This is a genomic window from Enterococcus sp. AZ050 (genome assembly GCF_051715085.1).
In the GTDB taxonomy this organism is placed as follows: Bacteria; Bacillota; Bacilli; order Lactobacillales; family Enterococcaceae; genus Enterococcus; species Enterococcus faecalis.
Genome location: NZ_JBIOTC010000001.1, coordinates 1,468,685 through 1,484,664, shown reverse-complemented (window position 1 = coordinate 1,484,664; position 15,980 = coordinate 1,468,685). Strand labels below are relative to the sequence as shown.

The following is a 15,980-nucleotide window of genomic DNA, read 5'->3' as shown; positions in this document are numbered from 1 at the left end:
AGAAAGAGGAGAGAATTGTATGTTTGATAAGTTTCAACGTTTTTTAGAAAAGTTTATTGGTCCAATCGCTGAAAGAATGCAAAAAAGTAAGGTCATTCAAGCACTAACTAATGGGATGATGGCTGTTTTACCCGTTTCTTTAGGGGTTGCTTTTATCGCAATTGTAGGGAATTTTCCTATTCCAATTTGGCAAGAATTTTTAACATCCATTGGGTTAGCTCCAATCATTCAAGAAGTCATTGCTATGACCAGCGGCTTGTACGCTGTTTACATTGTTTGTACCATTGCGTATGAAACTGCGAAGATGGAAAAACAAAATCCCATCACTAGTGTTATATTATCTTTGGCATTTTTCTTGATCTTGGTACCACAGTTTGCCGTTAAATTAGGTGGAGAAGAAACAATTGTCATTAAAACAGCATCAATTGGGACTGACGGGATTTTTGTAGCTATTCTAGTCGGTTTAGGTGTAACTATGTTATATAGTTATTTAATGAAAAAAGAATTTTTACGAATTAAATTACCTGATTCCGTTCCTACGATGGTGACAGATTCGTTAAGTCCAACCTTTGTAGCCATGATAATTTTTGTGGTAGCTTTATTAGTCAAAGCTATTTTCACATATACTGGTTCGGGGGATGCGATGAGCTTTTTAACCGAGCTAGTGAGTAAACCAATTGCATCATTAGGTCAATCACCAATGACGGTTATTGTAGTCTTTACACTAGCAAATCTATTATGGTTTTTTGGTATTCATCCAAGTCCAATTATTAATATTTTCTTTGCTGTGATGGCGCCAGTCTTTTTAGCTAATATTAATGCATTTATTGCTGGTCAAGCGTTGCCTTATCCAGAAATTATGTTTTTCTCTAGTATTATTATGGTTGGCGGAACTGGGAATACGATTGGTTTAGCCTTTTGTATGTTAAGAGCAAAATCAGAACGATACAAATCCCTTGGTAAATTAGGTGTTGTACCAAGTATTTTCAATATTAATGAGCCATTGATTTTCGGTGTTCCGATTATGCTGAACCCTATTTTCTTTATTCCGTTGGTAAGTTCAACAGCTGTCGGTGGTTTGGTGTTACATTTATTCTATAAAGTTGGTTTCTTAAATTACTATAATCCAACGGTTGAATTACCTTGGGTGACACCACCAGTTGTTGCAGAAACTTTCTATGGCGGCATTCGCTTTGGGTTGGCAATGATTGCTGTGGTAATTGCTCTGACGTTGTTATATTATCCGTTTTTCCGTATGGCTGATGAACGAGCAGTGAAAGAAGAGCAGACCTTAGCGACAGGAGAACAAGAAAATGAGTAGCAGTGAAAAAAAACAATTGAGCAGTATGCCAAATGATTTTTTGTGGGGTGGTGCAATTTCTGCTACTCAAGTAGAAGGTGCCTATAACCGTGACGGAAAAGGCTTGAGTAATTTAGATTTAGCTTTGCGTTGTAAAAAAGGGGAGAAACGTCAAATAACTCAACAAGTGGATGTAAATCAATACTATCCTTCTCATCGAGCGATTGGCTTTTATGAAAGTTATCAAAAAGATATCCAACTGTTCGCTGATATGGGATTTAAAAGTCTTCGATTTTCAATCCAATGGTCACGCATTTTTCCAACTGGAGAAGAGGAACGGCCTAATGAAGCAGGTTTATTATTTTATGAAAAAATTTTGGACGAGCTAGAGCGTCATCGAATCGAACCAATTATAACGATTTCACATTTTGATTTACCAGAAAATTTAGTGACAAAATATGGTTCGTGGAAAAATCGCCAAGTCATTACGTTCTATTTACGCTTTTGTGAAGCGCTATTTCAACGATTCAGTGATCGTGTCCGCTATTGGATTCCGTTTAATGAGATTAATGTTATTACGTATATGCCTTATTTTTCTACTGGGATTCATACGGAAAATTATCAAGAAATTTTCCAAATGGCGCATCATCAGTTAGTAGCAAGTGCAAAAGCGGTTCAATTAGGTCGGAAATATTCAAGTAACTATCGTTTTGCAACAATGCTTATGTATGGCCCGACTTATCCGCACAATTGTCACCCTGAATCTGTTTTTCAAGCAATGATGGATGATGAGGAAACCTATTATTTTGGTGATATTCAGATTCGAGGATATTATTCTCCGTGGGCTAAAAAAATGTTGGAGCAACTGGGTGTCCAACTAGTTATTACAGAAGAAGATGAACAAGACTTACGAGAAGGTGTGGTGGACTTTGTTAGTATAAGTTATTATATGAGTTGGACTACTGCACCAGAAACAGCAGCAGGAAATATGGCAACAGGAGGGAAAAATCCATTTTTAGAGCAATCTGAATGGGGCTGGCAAGTGGATCCACTGGGACTGCGGATTAGTTTAAATCGTTTGTATCAACGATATGAGAAAGAAATTATGATTGTTGAAAATGGCTTAGGAGCAGTTGATCATTGTTCAGAAAATGGTGAAATTTATGATGATTATCGCATTGATTATTTACAACAACATTTGCTGGCAGTGAAACAAGCGATTGTCTTAGATGGTGTGCCAGTAATTGGTTTTACCGTCTGGAGTGCCATCGACTCAATTAGTGCTTCAACTGGAGAAATTGGTAAAAGGTATGGTTTGATTTATGTAGATTTAGATGATGAAGGTCAGGGGACGCTGGCTCGAAAAAAGAAAGCCTCTTTTTATTGGTATCAAAAGATCATTGAGTCCAATGGTGCAGAGTTGTAAGCTCTATTTTCCGGAGTGGTATGATAAAATAACTGAACAACTAAACGCATGAACGAAACAACGTCTCTGACCAATTACCTGGTCAGAGACGTTGTTTGTGTTTTTATTGATTTAAATCTGTTAGTAGTAGCTCGTTAGAAACAGCAAAAGTAGTAACTTCTGTTAAAGCTGGATCCAAAGTGTATTTTGTAAATGAGGTAGTACTTTCTGGTTGGACATACATGGTTAAATTAGTCACATCATATCCTGACCAATAATGTGTGAAATCAGACAGAGAATTACTTTGACCTAAATGGCCAATCCCCCGAGGAATCATCACTGTTTGGAAGGCGCGATAGAGTTGCATAATCCCTTCAGAGCTATCAAATTCTTGGAGATTGTCAGAATAGTATAACGCACGAATGAAGCGTGACGGCGAAGTGAAGTCTCCTGGGATTCCTAATAGTCCGTAAGAAGTCCCACCTTCAATTGGGTCAAGTGTTGCGCCTGATTTTAAAGTGTAAGGTTCCTTAATAGCATAGTTGCGCATCCCAATATAGTTTCGTGCATTGGTTAAATGATAATTGTATTCTGGGCTGTTTGTGACTACGCCAATCGAATCATAAATGACGAACGCTCCGTTATCTGTTGGTTGCAAAACGATACTATTATTATTTTTATCATTAATGGTCCAGTGTAAGGTGAAATGAACTTCCCCCAATGAATCAAGTTGGAATTTTTGATCTAACAGGCCGATTTTTTCAAAAGCTACTTTTACTTCGTCAACGCTTTCAAAATTACTCAAAATATAAGCAAGTACTTCTTCTGCAATATGAGGTGTTAAACCACGATCTGCTAAACTTTCAGCAGGTGCTGTTGAAGATTCCATTAAATATTGAATATCACCAGATAAGCCGGCTTCGTTGATACCATCTGTGATAGCAAGGCTGACGGTTTTACCATCGTTCGCTGGTTGATCTGTGCCTGACATTGCTAGTCCCATAAAGGCATATTTTGCCGTCCAAGGATTTAGTTGGCTGTTTAGAACTGTACCTTTTGGAAATTGAGCAATTAGAGTAGGGATTTTTGGTGCAATTGGATCTTCGTTGCCGAAAAAGTCAAACGTAAAATCCATCGTACGTCCATAAAAAATATCATTTGTTTTGGAAATAATCTTGATGCCTGTACACATAATAGTTTCCCCCAATTAATGTAAGTTTGTGAAGCCTGTTTACTAGTTAAGCATATCATACTCTAGGAAACAGCGGTGGCTAAATTCCTAAAATATTAGACAATTTTGTCTAAATGAGGTGAAAAAAATTTTTTAGCGATTTCCTTCACAAAACACCTTATTATCTTTCCGAAAATATGATATCTTTAGAATGGAAATTTCATGAAAAGAGGATGCGAATGTTTAAAAAGTACACACAAATGATAAGGGATGAATTTAAAGGGTATAATCAAAAAAAATTGAAAAAAGATTTCTTGGCAGGTTTGACTGTCGCAGCCGTCGCGTTGCCATTAGCGTTAGCGTTTGGGGTCTCTAGCGGCGCCACTGCAGCAGCTGGCATGATCACGGCGATTATCGCTGGAATTGTGATTGGGAGCCTTTCAGGTGGGTTTTATCAAATTTCAGGACCAACAGGTGCGATGGCAGCTATTTTAATGTCAATTGCGGCAGTGCATGGCATGCAAGGGATTTTGTTGGCCACCTTTTTGGCGGGAATTTTCTTGCTTTTGGCAGGGATTTTGCGTTTAGGGAGCTTGACTTCTTTTATTCCGTCACCGGTCATTACCGGGTTTACTTCAGGAATTGCTATTATTATTGCGTTGGGGCAGCTTGATAATTTCTTTGGGGTTCGTTCAGAAGGACACAATTTAATTGAGAAAATCAGCAGTTATCGTTCATTGGGCTTTGATTTAAGTATACCAACGACGGTTATGTCGATTTTAGTGGTGCTTGGATTAGTATTCTTTCCGAAAAAGTGGAATGCGATGATACCAGCTTCATTGGTGATGATTATTTTAGCTACGTTAGCAACAGTGGTTTTTCAACTGCCAGTGGCCACTGTAGGGAAAATTCCGACAAGTATTTTTAGTGATACACGTTTGGAACTTGGTTCACTTCAATTAAGTGCGTTTCAGGATATTTTGGTGCCTTCGATTAGCATTGCTATGTTAGGTATGATTGAAAGTTTGCTTTGTGGCGCTTCGGCTGGTCGCATGACAGGGAAACCATTAGACAGTAATCAGGAACTAGTGGCACAAGGAATTGGCAACTTAATTTTGCCATTTTTCGGTGGCGTACCTGCAACGGCAGCGATTGCCCGCACGAGCGTAGTGATTAAATCTGGTGCGCAAACACGTTTAGCGGGTATTTTTCATGCAGTCTTTTTATTGTTATCGATGTTGCTTTTATCGCCAGTCATGTCTAAAATTCCCATGCCTGCGTTAGCTGGTGTTTTAGTGGTGACAGCGTGGCGAATGAATGAATGGTCGGTGATTAAAGAATTCTTCCAGAAACGTTTCCACACAGCCTTATGTTTATTCTTTTTAACGATGGTAGCGACCGTTATTTTTGACTTGAGTTTAGCGATTGTTTTAGGGGTCTTAGCGGGTTGCCTGTTTTTCATTGCGAAAAGTGCCGTGATTACGATTAATGTCGAGGAAGTTGATTGGTCAAGAATGGGGCTAGTACCGACCGATTGTACGGAAAATTGGGTGGTAGTTTATTTGAGTGGCCCGTTATTTTTCATGTCTTCTGAACGATTGAAACAAACGTTACTGCAATTGGAAACAAAAAGTGGTGTAGTATTTTCAATGCGAGGAGTTCCTAGCATTGATAGTACGGCGCTAGATATTTTAGAAGAATTTTGTCTCGCAGCAGAAGGTCGTGGACAACAAGTTCAATTTGCCGCTCTGCAACCAGAAGTTGAAAAAATGATTCGAACCATTCAAGGAAATCAAGAGAAAGAATACCATTTCTCAGTCGCAGAATTTTTACAAACGGTGCATGTTGCAGAACAATAATTCATTTTCAAATGAAATGTTCTATTTTCTATTGCGTGCTTAATGGGTGAAGAAATAAGAAAAATAAGTGGGGACTAAAACGAGTTTCTAGAGGAGTTCCTAAAAAATAATAAAGAGAAAACTTCTCAGTATGAAGTTTTCTCTTTATTATTTTTTTGGTTATTTATTTATTGAATTACTTCTAGCATAACGTCTTTTTGATCATCCGTAACATTGCCAGCGTAGTTAGGAGTGATTAAAGATATCGAACCATTTTTATTGTTGAATAAGTATAAAGTACCCGATCTATTTTGTTCATCGTTTGGAGAAATATTAGTTCCTAAAATTAACTCTGTATTTACTTTAACGGTGCGAATACTGTTATCGGCCGCTGAAAATATTCTAATCTCTTTTGTAGGAATTGTATTTATAGATAGCTCATATTTATTAATGGCTTCTTTCACTTGACCATTTTCAGCCCCAAACAATTTAGTTCGGAAGGTAGCAGTTGGTGTTGAATTTAAGTTCTCTAACGTAATTGAAGTTGGCACATTCATTCCTTTAAAATTAAATACGAGTGGATTGTTTAAACTACTAAGATCGACAGCATAAGGTGTTGCTTCTAAAGAATTTGTTTCTTCGACATTTGTGGATACTTTATTTTTAGACTTTGACGAAGCCTGAGTGGTACTGGCACTTTCTGAAGCTTCTTTTAGTTTATTACTAGAGCTTGTTTCTGTGCTAGAACTGTAATGATTAGTACTGCTTTTTATTGATGTTGTATGATTGGTAGAATTTTCTTGTTTTTTAGGTTCATTCGCTTTTTGAGAACTACAACCTGTTAAAAAAATAACTAAAATAACACAAAATAATTTTTTCATACTATTCCTCCTATAGACGCTATAACTAATTTTATCTTACTTGTTAATATAACAAAAGAAATAATTATTTTATTTTCACGAATGCTCAATTTGTTTAAATCTATAGTTTTTATACTTATTTTTGTTGCATTTGCAACAAAAATAAGTTAAAGTAATGACAATCATAAAATATTAGCGAAAGGAAGTGTCCTAGTGACAGATATTTTAAGAGAAATTGGCATGATTGCGCGGGCCTTAGATTCAATCAGTAATATTGAATTTAAGGAATTATCTTTAACACGAGGACAATATCTTTATTTGGTCAGGGTCTGTGAAAATCCTGGAATTATCCAAGAAAAGATCGCCGAACTGATTAAAGTTGATCGAACCACAGCGGCGCGGGCGATTAAGCGTTTGGAAGAACAAGGCTTTATTTATCGTCAAGAAGATGCAAGCAACAAAAAAATTAAGCGGATTTATGCCACAGAAAAAGGGAAAAACGTTTATCCAATCATTGTGCGCGAAAATCAACACTCGAATCAAGTTGCTTTGCAAGGCTTGTCAGAAGTGGAAATTTCACAATTGGCAGAGTACTTAGTCCGGATGCGTAAAAATGTCAGCGAAGATTGGGAATTTGTCAAAAAAGGGAACACTCGAAATTATTAAGGAAAGGACGACTGATTGATGGGAGAAATAAAACAATTAACAATAGAAGATGCACCAGCGTTACAAGAAATCAGCATTGAAACTTATACAGATACTTTCGGACCATATAATACCCCAGAAAATATGCAAGCCTATTTAGTAGAAGCCTACAATTTAGAAAAATTACAAAAGGAATTGGCTAATCCCCACTCTGACTTTTATTTTATCTTTGTCGATAATCAATTAGCTGGCTACATGAAATTAAATCGTGAGACGGCACAAACGGAACCGATGGGGCCAGAAAAGCTCGAGGTTGAGCGATTGTATATTTTACCTGCGTTTAAAGGAAAGAAGCTGGGAACACAATTGTTAGAACTGGCGGAAGAGAAAGCTCATGAATTTGGTAAAAACGCACTGTGGTTAGGTGTCTGGGAACACAATGATGCGGCGCGGGCATTTTATAAAACGATTGGCTACCGCTATTACAGTCAACATTCGTTTTTTATGGGAGACGATGAACAGACGGATTTTATTTTGTTAAAGGAATTGTAGTAGAGAAAAGTTAAAAAAGTGAAAATAATCAAAAGGTGATTATTTTCACTTTTTTTATTTTTATATAAAAAATTATATTATTTTTTTGTTTTTTAGGTTTCGTTTATCTTTAAAAGGCTCTTTAGTTAAGTTTTTTGTTTATATAACATTTATTTGTTTTTTAAAACATAATTTTAAAACTTATTAAATTCATTGTTAGTGAAAAACATTTTGATTTTAGTTATCATTTTATTTATAATTGATTTAGTTTGATGTGGGTAAAAAAATGAAAAGGAGTGATGAGGAAATATGGTAAAAATCGCATCCAATCAAGGCACTGCCCAAAAGGCAATTGCCGGGATCAAGAGTGTATCTGTGAATAAAAATCAAACATGTCATTTAGGAGAAAGCAATATTTCAAGCATGAAAAAAGGGGTTAAAGTCAGTAATCAACTGCTCAATCAATTAGCAAAAGTAGTCAATGGTGTCAACGCACAAGCCAATAAATTCCCCAAATTAGCGGCAACGATGGCGGCTAGAGATAGCCAAACAACGTTTAAATAAGGAGAAACGATGGAAAAGGATACGAATGAAAAATTAAGAAGGAACTATGCGGAACAGATTGTCGAAAAAGAACGAGCGATGGATCAATTGTCGAAGGAAAAGAAGCAAATCCAAACCATTTTTGGTACACTAGAGTATGAACTAACCAGAAATTTCCGCGAACTTGAGCAACTCAATGCAGAAGTGATTCATAAAGGCGGTAAGTCGACGCGTTGGGAGCAAGAGGAGCTCTCTGGAAAACAACGCTATTTAAGGGGCTTTTTACAACAACAGACACATGAATTAAGTCAAAGATACACAAAAGCAACCGCACAATCGAATGAAGAACGACTACAGCTCCAAAGAGAAAGGAGTCGGTTGTCATGGGATTAATCTACTCCAGTAGCGATTCTTCAGCAATGATGCGTGCGCTGTCCAGCAACCTAGCAGTTGCCCGAACAACCACCAGTGAGCTAACAGCTGGTTGTCAGCAACTAATCGCAGCTATCGACGGTCATACATTGTCTGGCGCTGCCTATAATGCGGGAAAAGGGCTATTTTCAGAATTAGTGATTCCGACGATTCATCGAATGACTGCCGTCGTTGATAATGTCCAAAGTGATTTGGCCAAATACAGCGCTGCGGATGCGTTTATTGCCAGTGAAGGTTTTTTAGATGAAGACAAACTCAAATTGAAAATAAAAATCATGAAAGCCAACCAACAATTATTGCACGATTCTGCTAGGGCAGTCGCCACGCTAGCCCATAGTCAGCCGATTCCAGGAATTTATGAACTCTTACAAAATGCCCAACGGACCTTTATTAAGATGGCTGATAGTATGCAACAAGACATTGATAAGCTCCACAAGCAAATACAAAAGCTCAATGAGTTTGATCGACAAACTAAAAACCTGTTCGCCACTAGCTTAGAGGAAATGCAGTTGGCGATGCAAGGCATCTTAGTCCTGAATGAAACAGCTGTCAAAAGCAACGGTCTCTACACCTTGCCAAGTGGTGTGGATAAAAGTTACTTTACGGAAATTAAAAAAGAAGCTTCTACGGTTCTTGAAACAGCCAAACCAAAAATAGAGCTAATCAAGAAAACCGACAGTCTAGAAGAAATCAGCAGAAAAACCATTGCTTGTGCAAATATAGGCATTAATCCTTATACAGGAAAGAAAATTAGTCAAAAAGAAGCAAATAAATTCAAGTATGCGGCGTGGGCAGGCACACTAACAGAAGTTGGTAATGTGGTGCTAGGTGCACGTGCTGGGAAAAAAGCTGCTTCAAGATTGGATGGACTGGATGATGTTGGTAGTATAAAGAAAGGAAGCAGTTATACTAAGAATATCTTAAAAGGAAACAAAGTTGGAAAGAATTATACGTTAGATAAAAATAAAAATGTTGGGAATGTGACGTATAAGAAAGCCAGTGGTTTTGAATTTGGTAACGTAAAAAAATTAGAAATTCATTTTTCAAAACATGGTTCAGAAATGAGGCAAGCTTTAAACAAAAAAGACTATTCAGTAGCTGATTATCTAAGAGATGCAAATCACGTTATTAAAAAAGGTCAATTTGTTCCAGAAATGAATGGATATATAAAACTTGTTGGTGGTGAAGGTAGCGCTAAGTATGCATTTGTAGGGATAGATAGAGCAACAGGTAATATAACAACTTTACATTTGAAGTCTGTAAAAGAACTTGCTAAAAAGGCGCCTAGTTTAGGCGTAAAACCATAGGAGAGTATATAAGATGATTATTGTAAAAAAAGTGAATTGGATAGATGAAAATTATGGAGAAGCAGACATTTTACTTTCAGATGGTACTTATTCTGTAAATTGTTTTTGTAGTGACTGTAATTTTTCAGAAGGTGATACATTTTCAGGTATTCTTTATGGATTTGATGTTAAAAATATTGTGAAAAGTTTCAACGAAGGATATGCAATAGATGAAAAAAAAGATAACTACTATATTCAAGGTAAGGTTGTAGATAGGAAAAGTGAGATTTTACAAATTGGGGAGTTCTTAATAGATTTATCTGATGGTAATATCCCTAAAGACATTAAACAAAGTGACTATGTAGAAGCTAATATTTCAAGAATAGATATCTATTGAATGATAATAAATTGGTACTTTATCGTAAGATTGGGGATTAATAGAAAAACATAACCTAGCGTAGACAAGTTAGTTGTAATTTCAGCATAAGCACTTTAGTTAGAAAATATAAAATTTATAAAAAGGGATTCTAAAAGTGGTTCTGACTTTATCAATAAACAGTTAGAACCACAATGTCTTAAAAATACATGTATTTATCATAAGAAATTGATAAAACTTACTCTACGGAAATTAAAAAAGATACTAAAAATGAAGTGACTGACAAACAATTATTAGAAGGCTGTACGATTATTCGTGTCCATGATAAATCACGCGACTTTGAGTATTGCATGTTAGAAAAAGACGGCTATTCCTACCGAATAGACGAGAAAAAACTATCAGGAAACTTAGCTTCTCTAGTAAAAAAATATGACTTAGATGTAGTAGAACTGACGTCAAAGGAACTGACTACCCGAGTCAATAATCAGCAGAAAAAAGGCTATAATTACTTTGAAAAAGATGACAGAGTTTTTGGATTAGGTCTCCTGTCAAAAGGCCAAGGAGTTATGGATGAAATCCAAGAATCAGGTGTGTGGGATTCCTTGTGGATGTTAGGAATGGGCGTTGCTTCGGCAAGAAATGCGCAGACTTTTTCTAAGAAAGTCAGTGTGGCTAGTGTTCCAAAGAACTCAAGAAATAGTACCCAATATCAACAATATAAAAATGAATTAATGAAAGGTGATATAATCGAAAACTCAAAACCTATTATATCTAGTTCTGATTTAAAAGACACTAAGGTAATTTCTGAACTTACTAAGAACGGGAGTTCCATGTCAGACTGGGCAAAAATGGAATCAACATATAGTTATGAAACGTCAATGGGGAAAGGAAAGGTTCACTATTATCAGAATTTAAAAACTAGTGAAACTAGTTTTTATGATGTGAAAATGAAAGTACCAATTCCTAAAGACCTTAAAATTAGGAATGGACTTATTGATGATTTTTGGATCATAGACTTGGATAATAATTTTATACCGAAGGGGGTTAGATAATATGATTGTAAAAGTAATTTCTAACAAAGAAAATAGGGATATTACTCTTAATAAACTCTATCCAGTTCTTATAAAAAAAGAAAATGAAATTAGAATAGTGGATGATTTTGGAGGGTTATCAATATATGGACTTACAGACTTTCAAGTTTACAAAGAAAATGTTGGTTCGTATATTAAAGATATGAATTTATTAGTTTATGAGCTAGTCGATTATCCCACTTTTTTAGAAAATTATTATAATGATGACAAAAAAGCTAGAGATAATGTAAATAAGAGTCGATTAAACATCTTTGAAGAGGATTTAAATGAAGATGAGCTTGTTGAACTAATTACATCAGAAGCTTATTCAAGTGATGAAAAAATTATATTTATTGAAGCGATGGAAAATAAAATAAATGATACATCAGCCAAAGTATTAGCTAAATATTTTCAAAATAATCACAATATAGAACCAGAAATGTTGTTGCCTATTTGTAAACTTTTATATAAGTATCAGAACCAAGAAGTTTATGATTTATTTTTAAATTTTATTAGCGATGATACAATTAATAATGATTCTATGCAAAATATAATTATTGAGTATTTCAACAATTATAATTAAAAAAGGCGCTTTACTATTAAGCAATAACTCACTAATCAAGTTTCAAATAACTACCAAAAGCTAACTGTATATTCATTAAAAATAACTAGAGTGGTTGTGGTTTGAATTAACTGTAATCACTCTATTTAAAGTAAATATAAAATCTAAAATCATGAAAGCCAACCAACAATTATTGCACGATTCTGCTAGGGCAGTCGCCACATTAGCCCATAGTCAGCCAATTCCAGGAATTTATGAACTCTTACAAAATGCCCAACGGACCTTTATTAAGATGGCTGATAGTATGCAAAAAGACATTGACAAGCTCCACAAGCAAATACAAAAGCTCAATGAGTTTGACCGACAAACCAAAAACCTGTTCGCCACTAGCTTAGAGGAAATGCATTAGAAACAAAGATTTCTGATAAAATCAGAAATCTTTGTTTATTTTTTTGATTAAAATTAAGCGATTTTTTATTTTCAAAATGTTATTTTTTAAAACGTGAAAATTGAAAAAGAAGATTTTGAATCTGTGAAAAGTTGTCGATCTTGTGAGAAAACTCTTTTGTCAGTGTCTTTTTTCAGGATGGGTCTCTTCCTGAAAATCCACTTCAGTTTATCTGTTTTGTGTGTTTTTGATTAAAAAACGTTGTGTTGGATTTCATTTAACTGTATAATTTATTTATGTCATTTTTAATAATAAGCGTATTTTAGCATTTGAAAAGAGAAGTTGTACATAATATGTGAATAAAAAGATTTGTTTCTTACTTTCTAGAGTGAGAAGACGATATAAAAAAGGTTGCTATTTTTTCGTTCAAAGTGAACAAAGAATCATTTGTTATTTAGTTGGGGTAACTAATGATTGTTGTTATAAAAAGCGCTTACAATTCGTGTGATGAGAGTAGTACGCATGTTTGTGCAAAAGTGACAAAAAAGAGAAGGCAGGGTGTTTTAATAGAAAAAAATTTTAATAAAAAGGAGAGTTTGTCGTGGAGAAAAATGTGTCTCAAGTAACAGCTCAAGAAGAAACAGCGCTGAAAGCACGTGGCTACAATGAGGATTTGTTGCCAAGTAGCCCGAAACAACGGACAATGGGCGCGCGCAATTTTTTTACATTATGGATGGGTTCGATTCATAATATCCCGAATTATGCAGCAGTGGGCGGCTTTATTTTCTTAGGTTTATCGCCGCTGCAAGTTATGCTGGCAGTTGTGCTAAGCTCATTCATTGTAGCAGCCTTCATGAATTTGAATGGCGTGGCTGGCTCTAAATATGGCATTCCTTTTGCGATGCACTTACAGTCTACTTACGGCAGTCTCGGGGCAAAACTGCCAGGGTTCTTAAGAGGTTGTGTGGCCGCAATTGCTTGGTTTGGTCTGCAAACATTTACAGGATCACTCGCTTTATTAATTATTCTCGGGAAATTTTGGCCGAACTTTTTAGAAATTGGTGGGTCATTCCAGTTTTTTGGTCTCAGGCTACCTGAATTAATGGCGTTTACTCTTTTCTGGCTCTTAAATGTGGCAATAGGTTTCGGTGGTAGCAAAATTTTGAACCGGTTTACCGCCATTTTAAGTCCGTTGATTTATGTCGTTATTATTGGATTAACGATTTGGGCCATTCGAGCTGGGGGCGGTTTAACACCGATTTTGTCCTATCAAGTTTCTGGTGCGATTCGTTCAGTCAATCCACTGGTGGCGTATCTGATTATTTTTAACTCGGTTGTGGCCGTTTGGTCAGCGCCTGGTGCGAGTGTAGCGGATTTTACTAAGAATGCGCGCTCGACACGTGCTCAGGTTGTGGGGCAAACAGCAGGTTTAGTTGTTGGTTATGGGATTTTCGCTTTTTCCAGTGTGGTTATTCTGTTAGGTGGTTCGCTGTATTTTGGGATTCAAGAATGGAATATTTTAAACATTATTGATCGTTTAGATAATGTGGCAGTGGTGGTCTTAGCCATGTCGGTTTTCTTATTAACGACTATTTCAACGAATGCAACAGGGAACATCATTCCGGCAGGTTATCAATTGGCGGCGCTGTTTCCTAAAAAAATGACGTATAAAAAAGGCGTCATGATTGCCAGTGTTATTAGCTTTCTTATTATGCCTTGGAAACTGATGGAAAACGCCGATAGTATTTTTATTTTTCTGAACGCAATTGGGGCTGTTTTAGGACCAGTCGCTGGTGTGATGATTGCGAATTATTATTTTGTTCAAAAGCAACAAATTGATTTAAATGCTTTATACGTAGATAAACACAAAAAAGAGGAAGCCAATCCCTTTTACGGATTAAACAAGCCAGCGTATGTCGCTACTATTCTGGCGTTGGTTCTTTCCTTAAGTGGTCAATTTATTCCACAGGTTAAAATCATTGCTGATATTTCGTGGTTTGTGGGCTTTGCCACAGGTTTTGTGCTGTACTTAGTGTTAAAAAAATGGACTTGGGATTCAAAAAAAGTGAAAGAAACAGCTTATCAGGAGGGAAAATAAATGCAAGCAGAGTTAGTGATTAAAAACGGGTTAGTTATTTTAGAAACTGGAGAAGTCATTACGGATGTCGCCGTTCAAGAAGGAAAAATCGTAGCGATTGGGCAAGACTTGTCAGGAGAACGTGTGATTGATGCGACGGGTTTAGTCGTTAGTCCTGGGATGGTGGATGCTCATGTTCATATTACCGATCCTGGTGGTGGTTACCGCGATGAATGGGAAGGGTATGTCACAGGAACGGCCGCTTGTGCCAAAGGGGGCGTGACGACTTTTATGGAAATGCCTTTAAATCAGATTCCAGCAACTGTGGATAAGACCTCTCTTGAGATCAAATACAAGGCAGGAGAAAATAAACTAAAAGTAGATGTAGGGTCATTTGGCGGCGTGGTCCCGACCAATTTGGCTGGTGGGATTCAGGAACTTGATGAAGGAGGCGTTTCCGGCTATAAATGCTTTTTAGGAACGTGCGGCGATCGTTCAATTGAAGGAGATTTTCAAAATGTCGACGATTATTCACTATATGAAGGAATGAAACAAGTTGCTAAGACTGGCAAAGTGCTAGCAATCCATGCAGAAAATGCGCCAATTACGGATAAATTAGGCGCGTTAGCTTATCAAAATGGCGAAACGACTTTAGCGGCATATGTAGCTACACGTCCTGTGTTTACCGAAGTTGAAGCGATTCAAAAAGCCATTTTATTTGCCAAAGAAACAGGTTGTCGGATTCATATTTGCCATGTGGCTTGTCAAGAAGGCGTGGAAGAAGTTTTGAAAGCCCAAGCAGAAGGGGTAGATGTGACTTGTGAAACATGTACGCATTATTTATATTTTACCACGGATGAACTTGATGCCATTGGTCCAGTTGTCAAATGTTCGCCGCCGATTCGTGACGCGGACCAACAAGCCGCCTTATGGAACCACGTGCAAACAGGCGGCATCGCGTTTGTAACCTCTGACCATTCTCCTTGTACGCCAGACTTAAAAGATACAACCAATGCTTTTGAAGCTTGGGGCGGCATTTCTGGTGTTCAAAATAACGTCGATGTGTTATTCGATGAAGCCGTCCAAAAACGTGGTTTATCCTTGAAACAATTCGCGGATATGATTGCAGCAAACCCAGCTGACCGTTATCACTTAGCGCAAAAAGGCCGCATCAGCATTGGTAAGGATGCCGATTTTGTACTAATTAAACCTAATGCGCCGTATATCTTAAAAGCAGAAGATTTAGAATACCGAAATAAAATTAGTCCTTACATTGGTCGTGAAATTGGGGCCCAAGTGATTCAAACAATTTTAAGAGGCGAAACAATTTACGCACAAGAAACTGGAGTAACTGAGGCATTTAACGGCGTATTTATCAAAAATTAAACACCTATTTTAGAAATGGAAAGGGACAGAAGCGTGATTGAATTAGCGCCTCTGTCCACGAGTTAGAGGATGTTCGTTGGCTGTTTTGCACAAAAAAAGGCTTAATTTTG

At 36.7% G+C, this 15,980-nt stretch carries 16 protein-coding genes; 14 read left to right on the top strand and 2 right to left on the bottom strand.

The window, feature by feature from the left end; translation table 11 throughout:
- The first annotated feature begins 19 nt into the window (after positions 1-19).
- Entirely contained in the window at positions 20-1,321 is a 1,302-nt protein-coding gene (locus IGJ04_RS07255) for a PTS sugar transporter subunit IIC (protein ID WP_002397595.1), read from the top strand.
- Positions 1,314-2,726, top strand: a complete 1,413-nt coding sequence (locus tag IGJ04_RS07250) for a glycoside hydrolase family 1 protein (RefSeq protein ID WP_010713756.1) — start codon at positions 1,314-1,316, stop codon at positions 2,724-2,726. The genes IGJ04_RS07255 and IGJ04_RS07250 overlap by 8 nt, the downstream gene beginning before the upstream one ends.
- Positions 2,727-2,829: 103 nt before the next feature.
- On the opposite strand, the gene IGJ04_RS07245 is transcribed toward IGJ04_RS07250, so the two are convergent.
- Entirely contained in the window at positions 2,830-3,897 is a 1,068-nt protein-coding gene (locus tag IGJ04_RS07245; RefSeq protein ID WP_002367364.1) for a choloylglycine hydrolase family protein, read from the bottom strand.
- Positions 3,898-4,073: 176 nt separating this feature from the next.
- Here IGJ04_RS07245 and IGJ04_RS07240 point away from each other — a divergent pair, with 176 nt between their 5' ends.
- Positions 4,074-5,735: a SulP family inorganic anion transporter gene (locus IGJ04_RS07240; protein ID WP_002396652.1), complete on the top strand. Its 1,662-nt coding sequence runs from the start codon at positions 4,074-4,076 to the stop codon at positions 5,733-5,735.
- A 167-nt stretch (positions 5,736-5,902) separates the two neighbouring features.
- Here IGJ04_RS07240 and IGJ04_RS07235 read toward each other — a convergent pair whose 3' ends face one another.
- Entirely contained in the window at positions 5,903-6,595 is a 693-nt protein-coding gene (locus IGJ04_RS07235; RefSeq protein WP_438840083.1) for a hypothetical protein, read from the bottom strand.
- Positions 6,596-6,787: 192 nt separating this feature from the next.
- On the opposite strand from IGJ04_RS07235, the gene sylA reads away from it, so the two are divergent.
- The 11 genes from sylA to allB all read left to right on the top strand — a co-directional run bounded on the left by sylA (position 6,788) and on the right by allB (position 15,870).
- Positions 6,788-7,240 carry a transcriptional regulator SylA gene (gene sylA / locus IGJ04_RS07230; protein WP_002383314.1) on the top strand — a complete coding sequence of 151 codons (453 nt, stop codon included), beginning with the start codon at positions 6,788-6,790 and terminating at the stop codon, positions 7,238-7,240.
- 18 nt (positions 7,241-7,258) lie between these two features.
- Positions 7,259-7,771: a GNAT family N-acetyltransferase gene (locus IGJ04_RS07225; RefSeq protein ID WP_071646813.1), complete on the top strand. Its 513-nt coding sequence runs from the start codon at positions 7,259-7,261 to the stop codon at positions 7,769-7,771.
- 288 nt (positions 7,772-8,059) lie between these two features.
- Positions 8,060-8,314, top strand: a complete 255-nt coding sequence (locus IGJ04_RS07220) for a hypothetical protein (RefSeq protein WP_071646812.1) — start codon at positions 8,060-8,062, stop codon at positions 8,312-8,314.
- Positions 8,315-8,323: 9 nt separating this feature from the next.
- A complete protein-coding gene (locus IGJ04_RS07215; RefSeq protein WP_010707060.1) occupies positions 8,324-8,686 on the top strand; it encodes a hypothetical protein in 363 nt (120 codons plus the stop codon).
- Positions 8,677-10,032, top strand: coding sequence for a T7SS effector LXG polymorphic toxin (locus IGJ04_RS07210; protein WP_240214240.1), 1,356 nt, complete (start codon positions 8,677-8,679; stop codon positions 10,030-10,032). Before IGJ04_RS07215 ends, IGJ04_RS07210 begins: the two co-directional genes overlap by 10 nt.
- Before the next feature lie 13 nt (positions 10,033-10,045).
- Entirely contained in the window at positions 10,046-10,408 is a 363-nt protein-coding gene (locus tag IGJ04_RS07205) for a hypothetical protein (protein WP_010707062.1), read from the top strand.
- A gap of 254 nt (positions 10,409-10,662) precedes the next feature.
- Entirely contained in the window at positions 10,663-11,439 is a 777-nt protein-coding gene (locus tag IGJ04_RS07200) for a hypothetical protein (RefSeq protein WP_010829091.1), read from the top strand.
- 1 nt (position 11,440) lies between these two features.
- Complete coding sequence (locus tag IGJ04_RS07195) at positions 11,441-12,040, top strand: hypothetical protein (protein WP_010829090.1); 600 nt, start codon at positions 11,441-11,443, stop codon at positions 12,038-12,040.
- A 94-nt stretch (positions 12,041-12,134) separates the two neighbouring features.
- A complete protein-coding gene (locus tag IGJ04_RS07190; RefSeq protein WP_224785157.1) occupies positions 12,135-12,428 on the top strand; it encodes a hypothetical protein in 294 nt (97 codons plus the stop codon).
- A gap of 580 nt (positions 12,429-13,008) precedes the next feature.
- A complete protein-coding gene (gene allW / locus IGJ04_RS07185) occupies positions 13,009-14,505 on the top strand; it encodes an allantoin permease (protein WP_049095617.1) in 1,497 nt (498 codons plus the stop codon).
- Entirely contained in the window at positions 14,506-15,870 is a 1,365-nt protein-coding gene (allB, locus tag IGJ04_RS07180; protein ID WP_010776143.1) for an allantoinase AllB, read from the top strand.
- The last annotated feature ends 110 nt before the right edge of the window (positions 15,871-15,980 follow it).

Coding starts and splice junctions, on each gene's coding strand:
- IGJ04_RS07210 (WP_240214240.1), top strand. CDS start 8,677: ATGGGATTAATCTACTCCAGTAGCGATTCTTCAGCAATGATGCGTGCG.
- IGJ04_RS07240 (WP_002396652.1), top strand. CDS start 4,074: ATGATATCTTTAGAATGGAAATTTCATGAAAAGAGGATGCGAATGTTT.
- IGJ04_RS07205 (WP_010707062.1), top strand. CDS start 10,046: ATGATTATTGTAAAAAAAGTGAATTGGATAGATGAAAATTATGGAGAA.
- IGJ04_RS07245 (WP_002367364.1), bottom strand. CDS start 3,897: ATGTGTACAGGCATCAAGATTATTTCCAAAACAAATGATATTTTTTAT.
- IGJ04_RS07225 (WP_071646813.1), top strand. CDS start 7,259: ATGGGAGAAATAAAACAATTAACAATAGAAGATGCACCAGCGTTACAA.
- IGJ04_RS07235 (WP_438840083.1), bottom strand. CDS start 6,595: ATGAAAAAATTATTTTGTGTTATTTTAGTTATTTTTTTAACAGGTTGT.
- IGJ04_RS07250 (WP_010713756.1), top strand. CDS start 1,314: ATGAGTAGCAGTGAAAAAAAACAATTGAGCAGTATGCCAAATGATTTT.
- IGJ04_RS07220 (WP_071646812.1), top strand. CDS start 8,060: ATGGTAAAAATCGCATCCAATCAAGGCACTGCCCAAAAGGCAATTGCC.
- IGJ04_RS07255 (WP_002397595.1), top strand. CDS start 20: ATGTTTGATAAGTTTCAACGTTTTTTAGAAAAGTTTATTGGTCCAATC.
- allB (WP_010776143.1), top strand. CDS start 14,506: ATGCAAGCAGAGTTAGTGATTAAAAACGGGTTAGTTATTTTAGAAACT.
- IGJ04_RS07195 (WP_010829090.1), top strand. CDS start 11,441: ATGATTGTAAAAGTAATTTCTAACAAAGAAAATAGGGATATTACTCTT.
- IGJ04_RS07215 (WP_010707060.1), top strand. CDS start 8,324: ATGGAAAAGGATACGAATGAAAAATTAAGAAGGAACTATGCGGAACAG.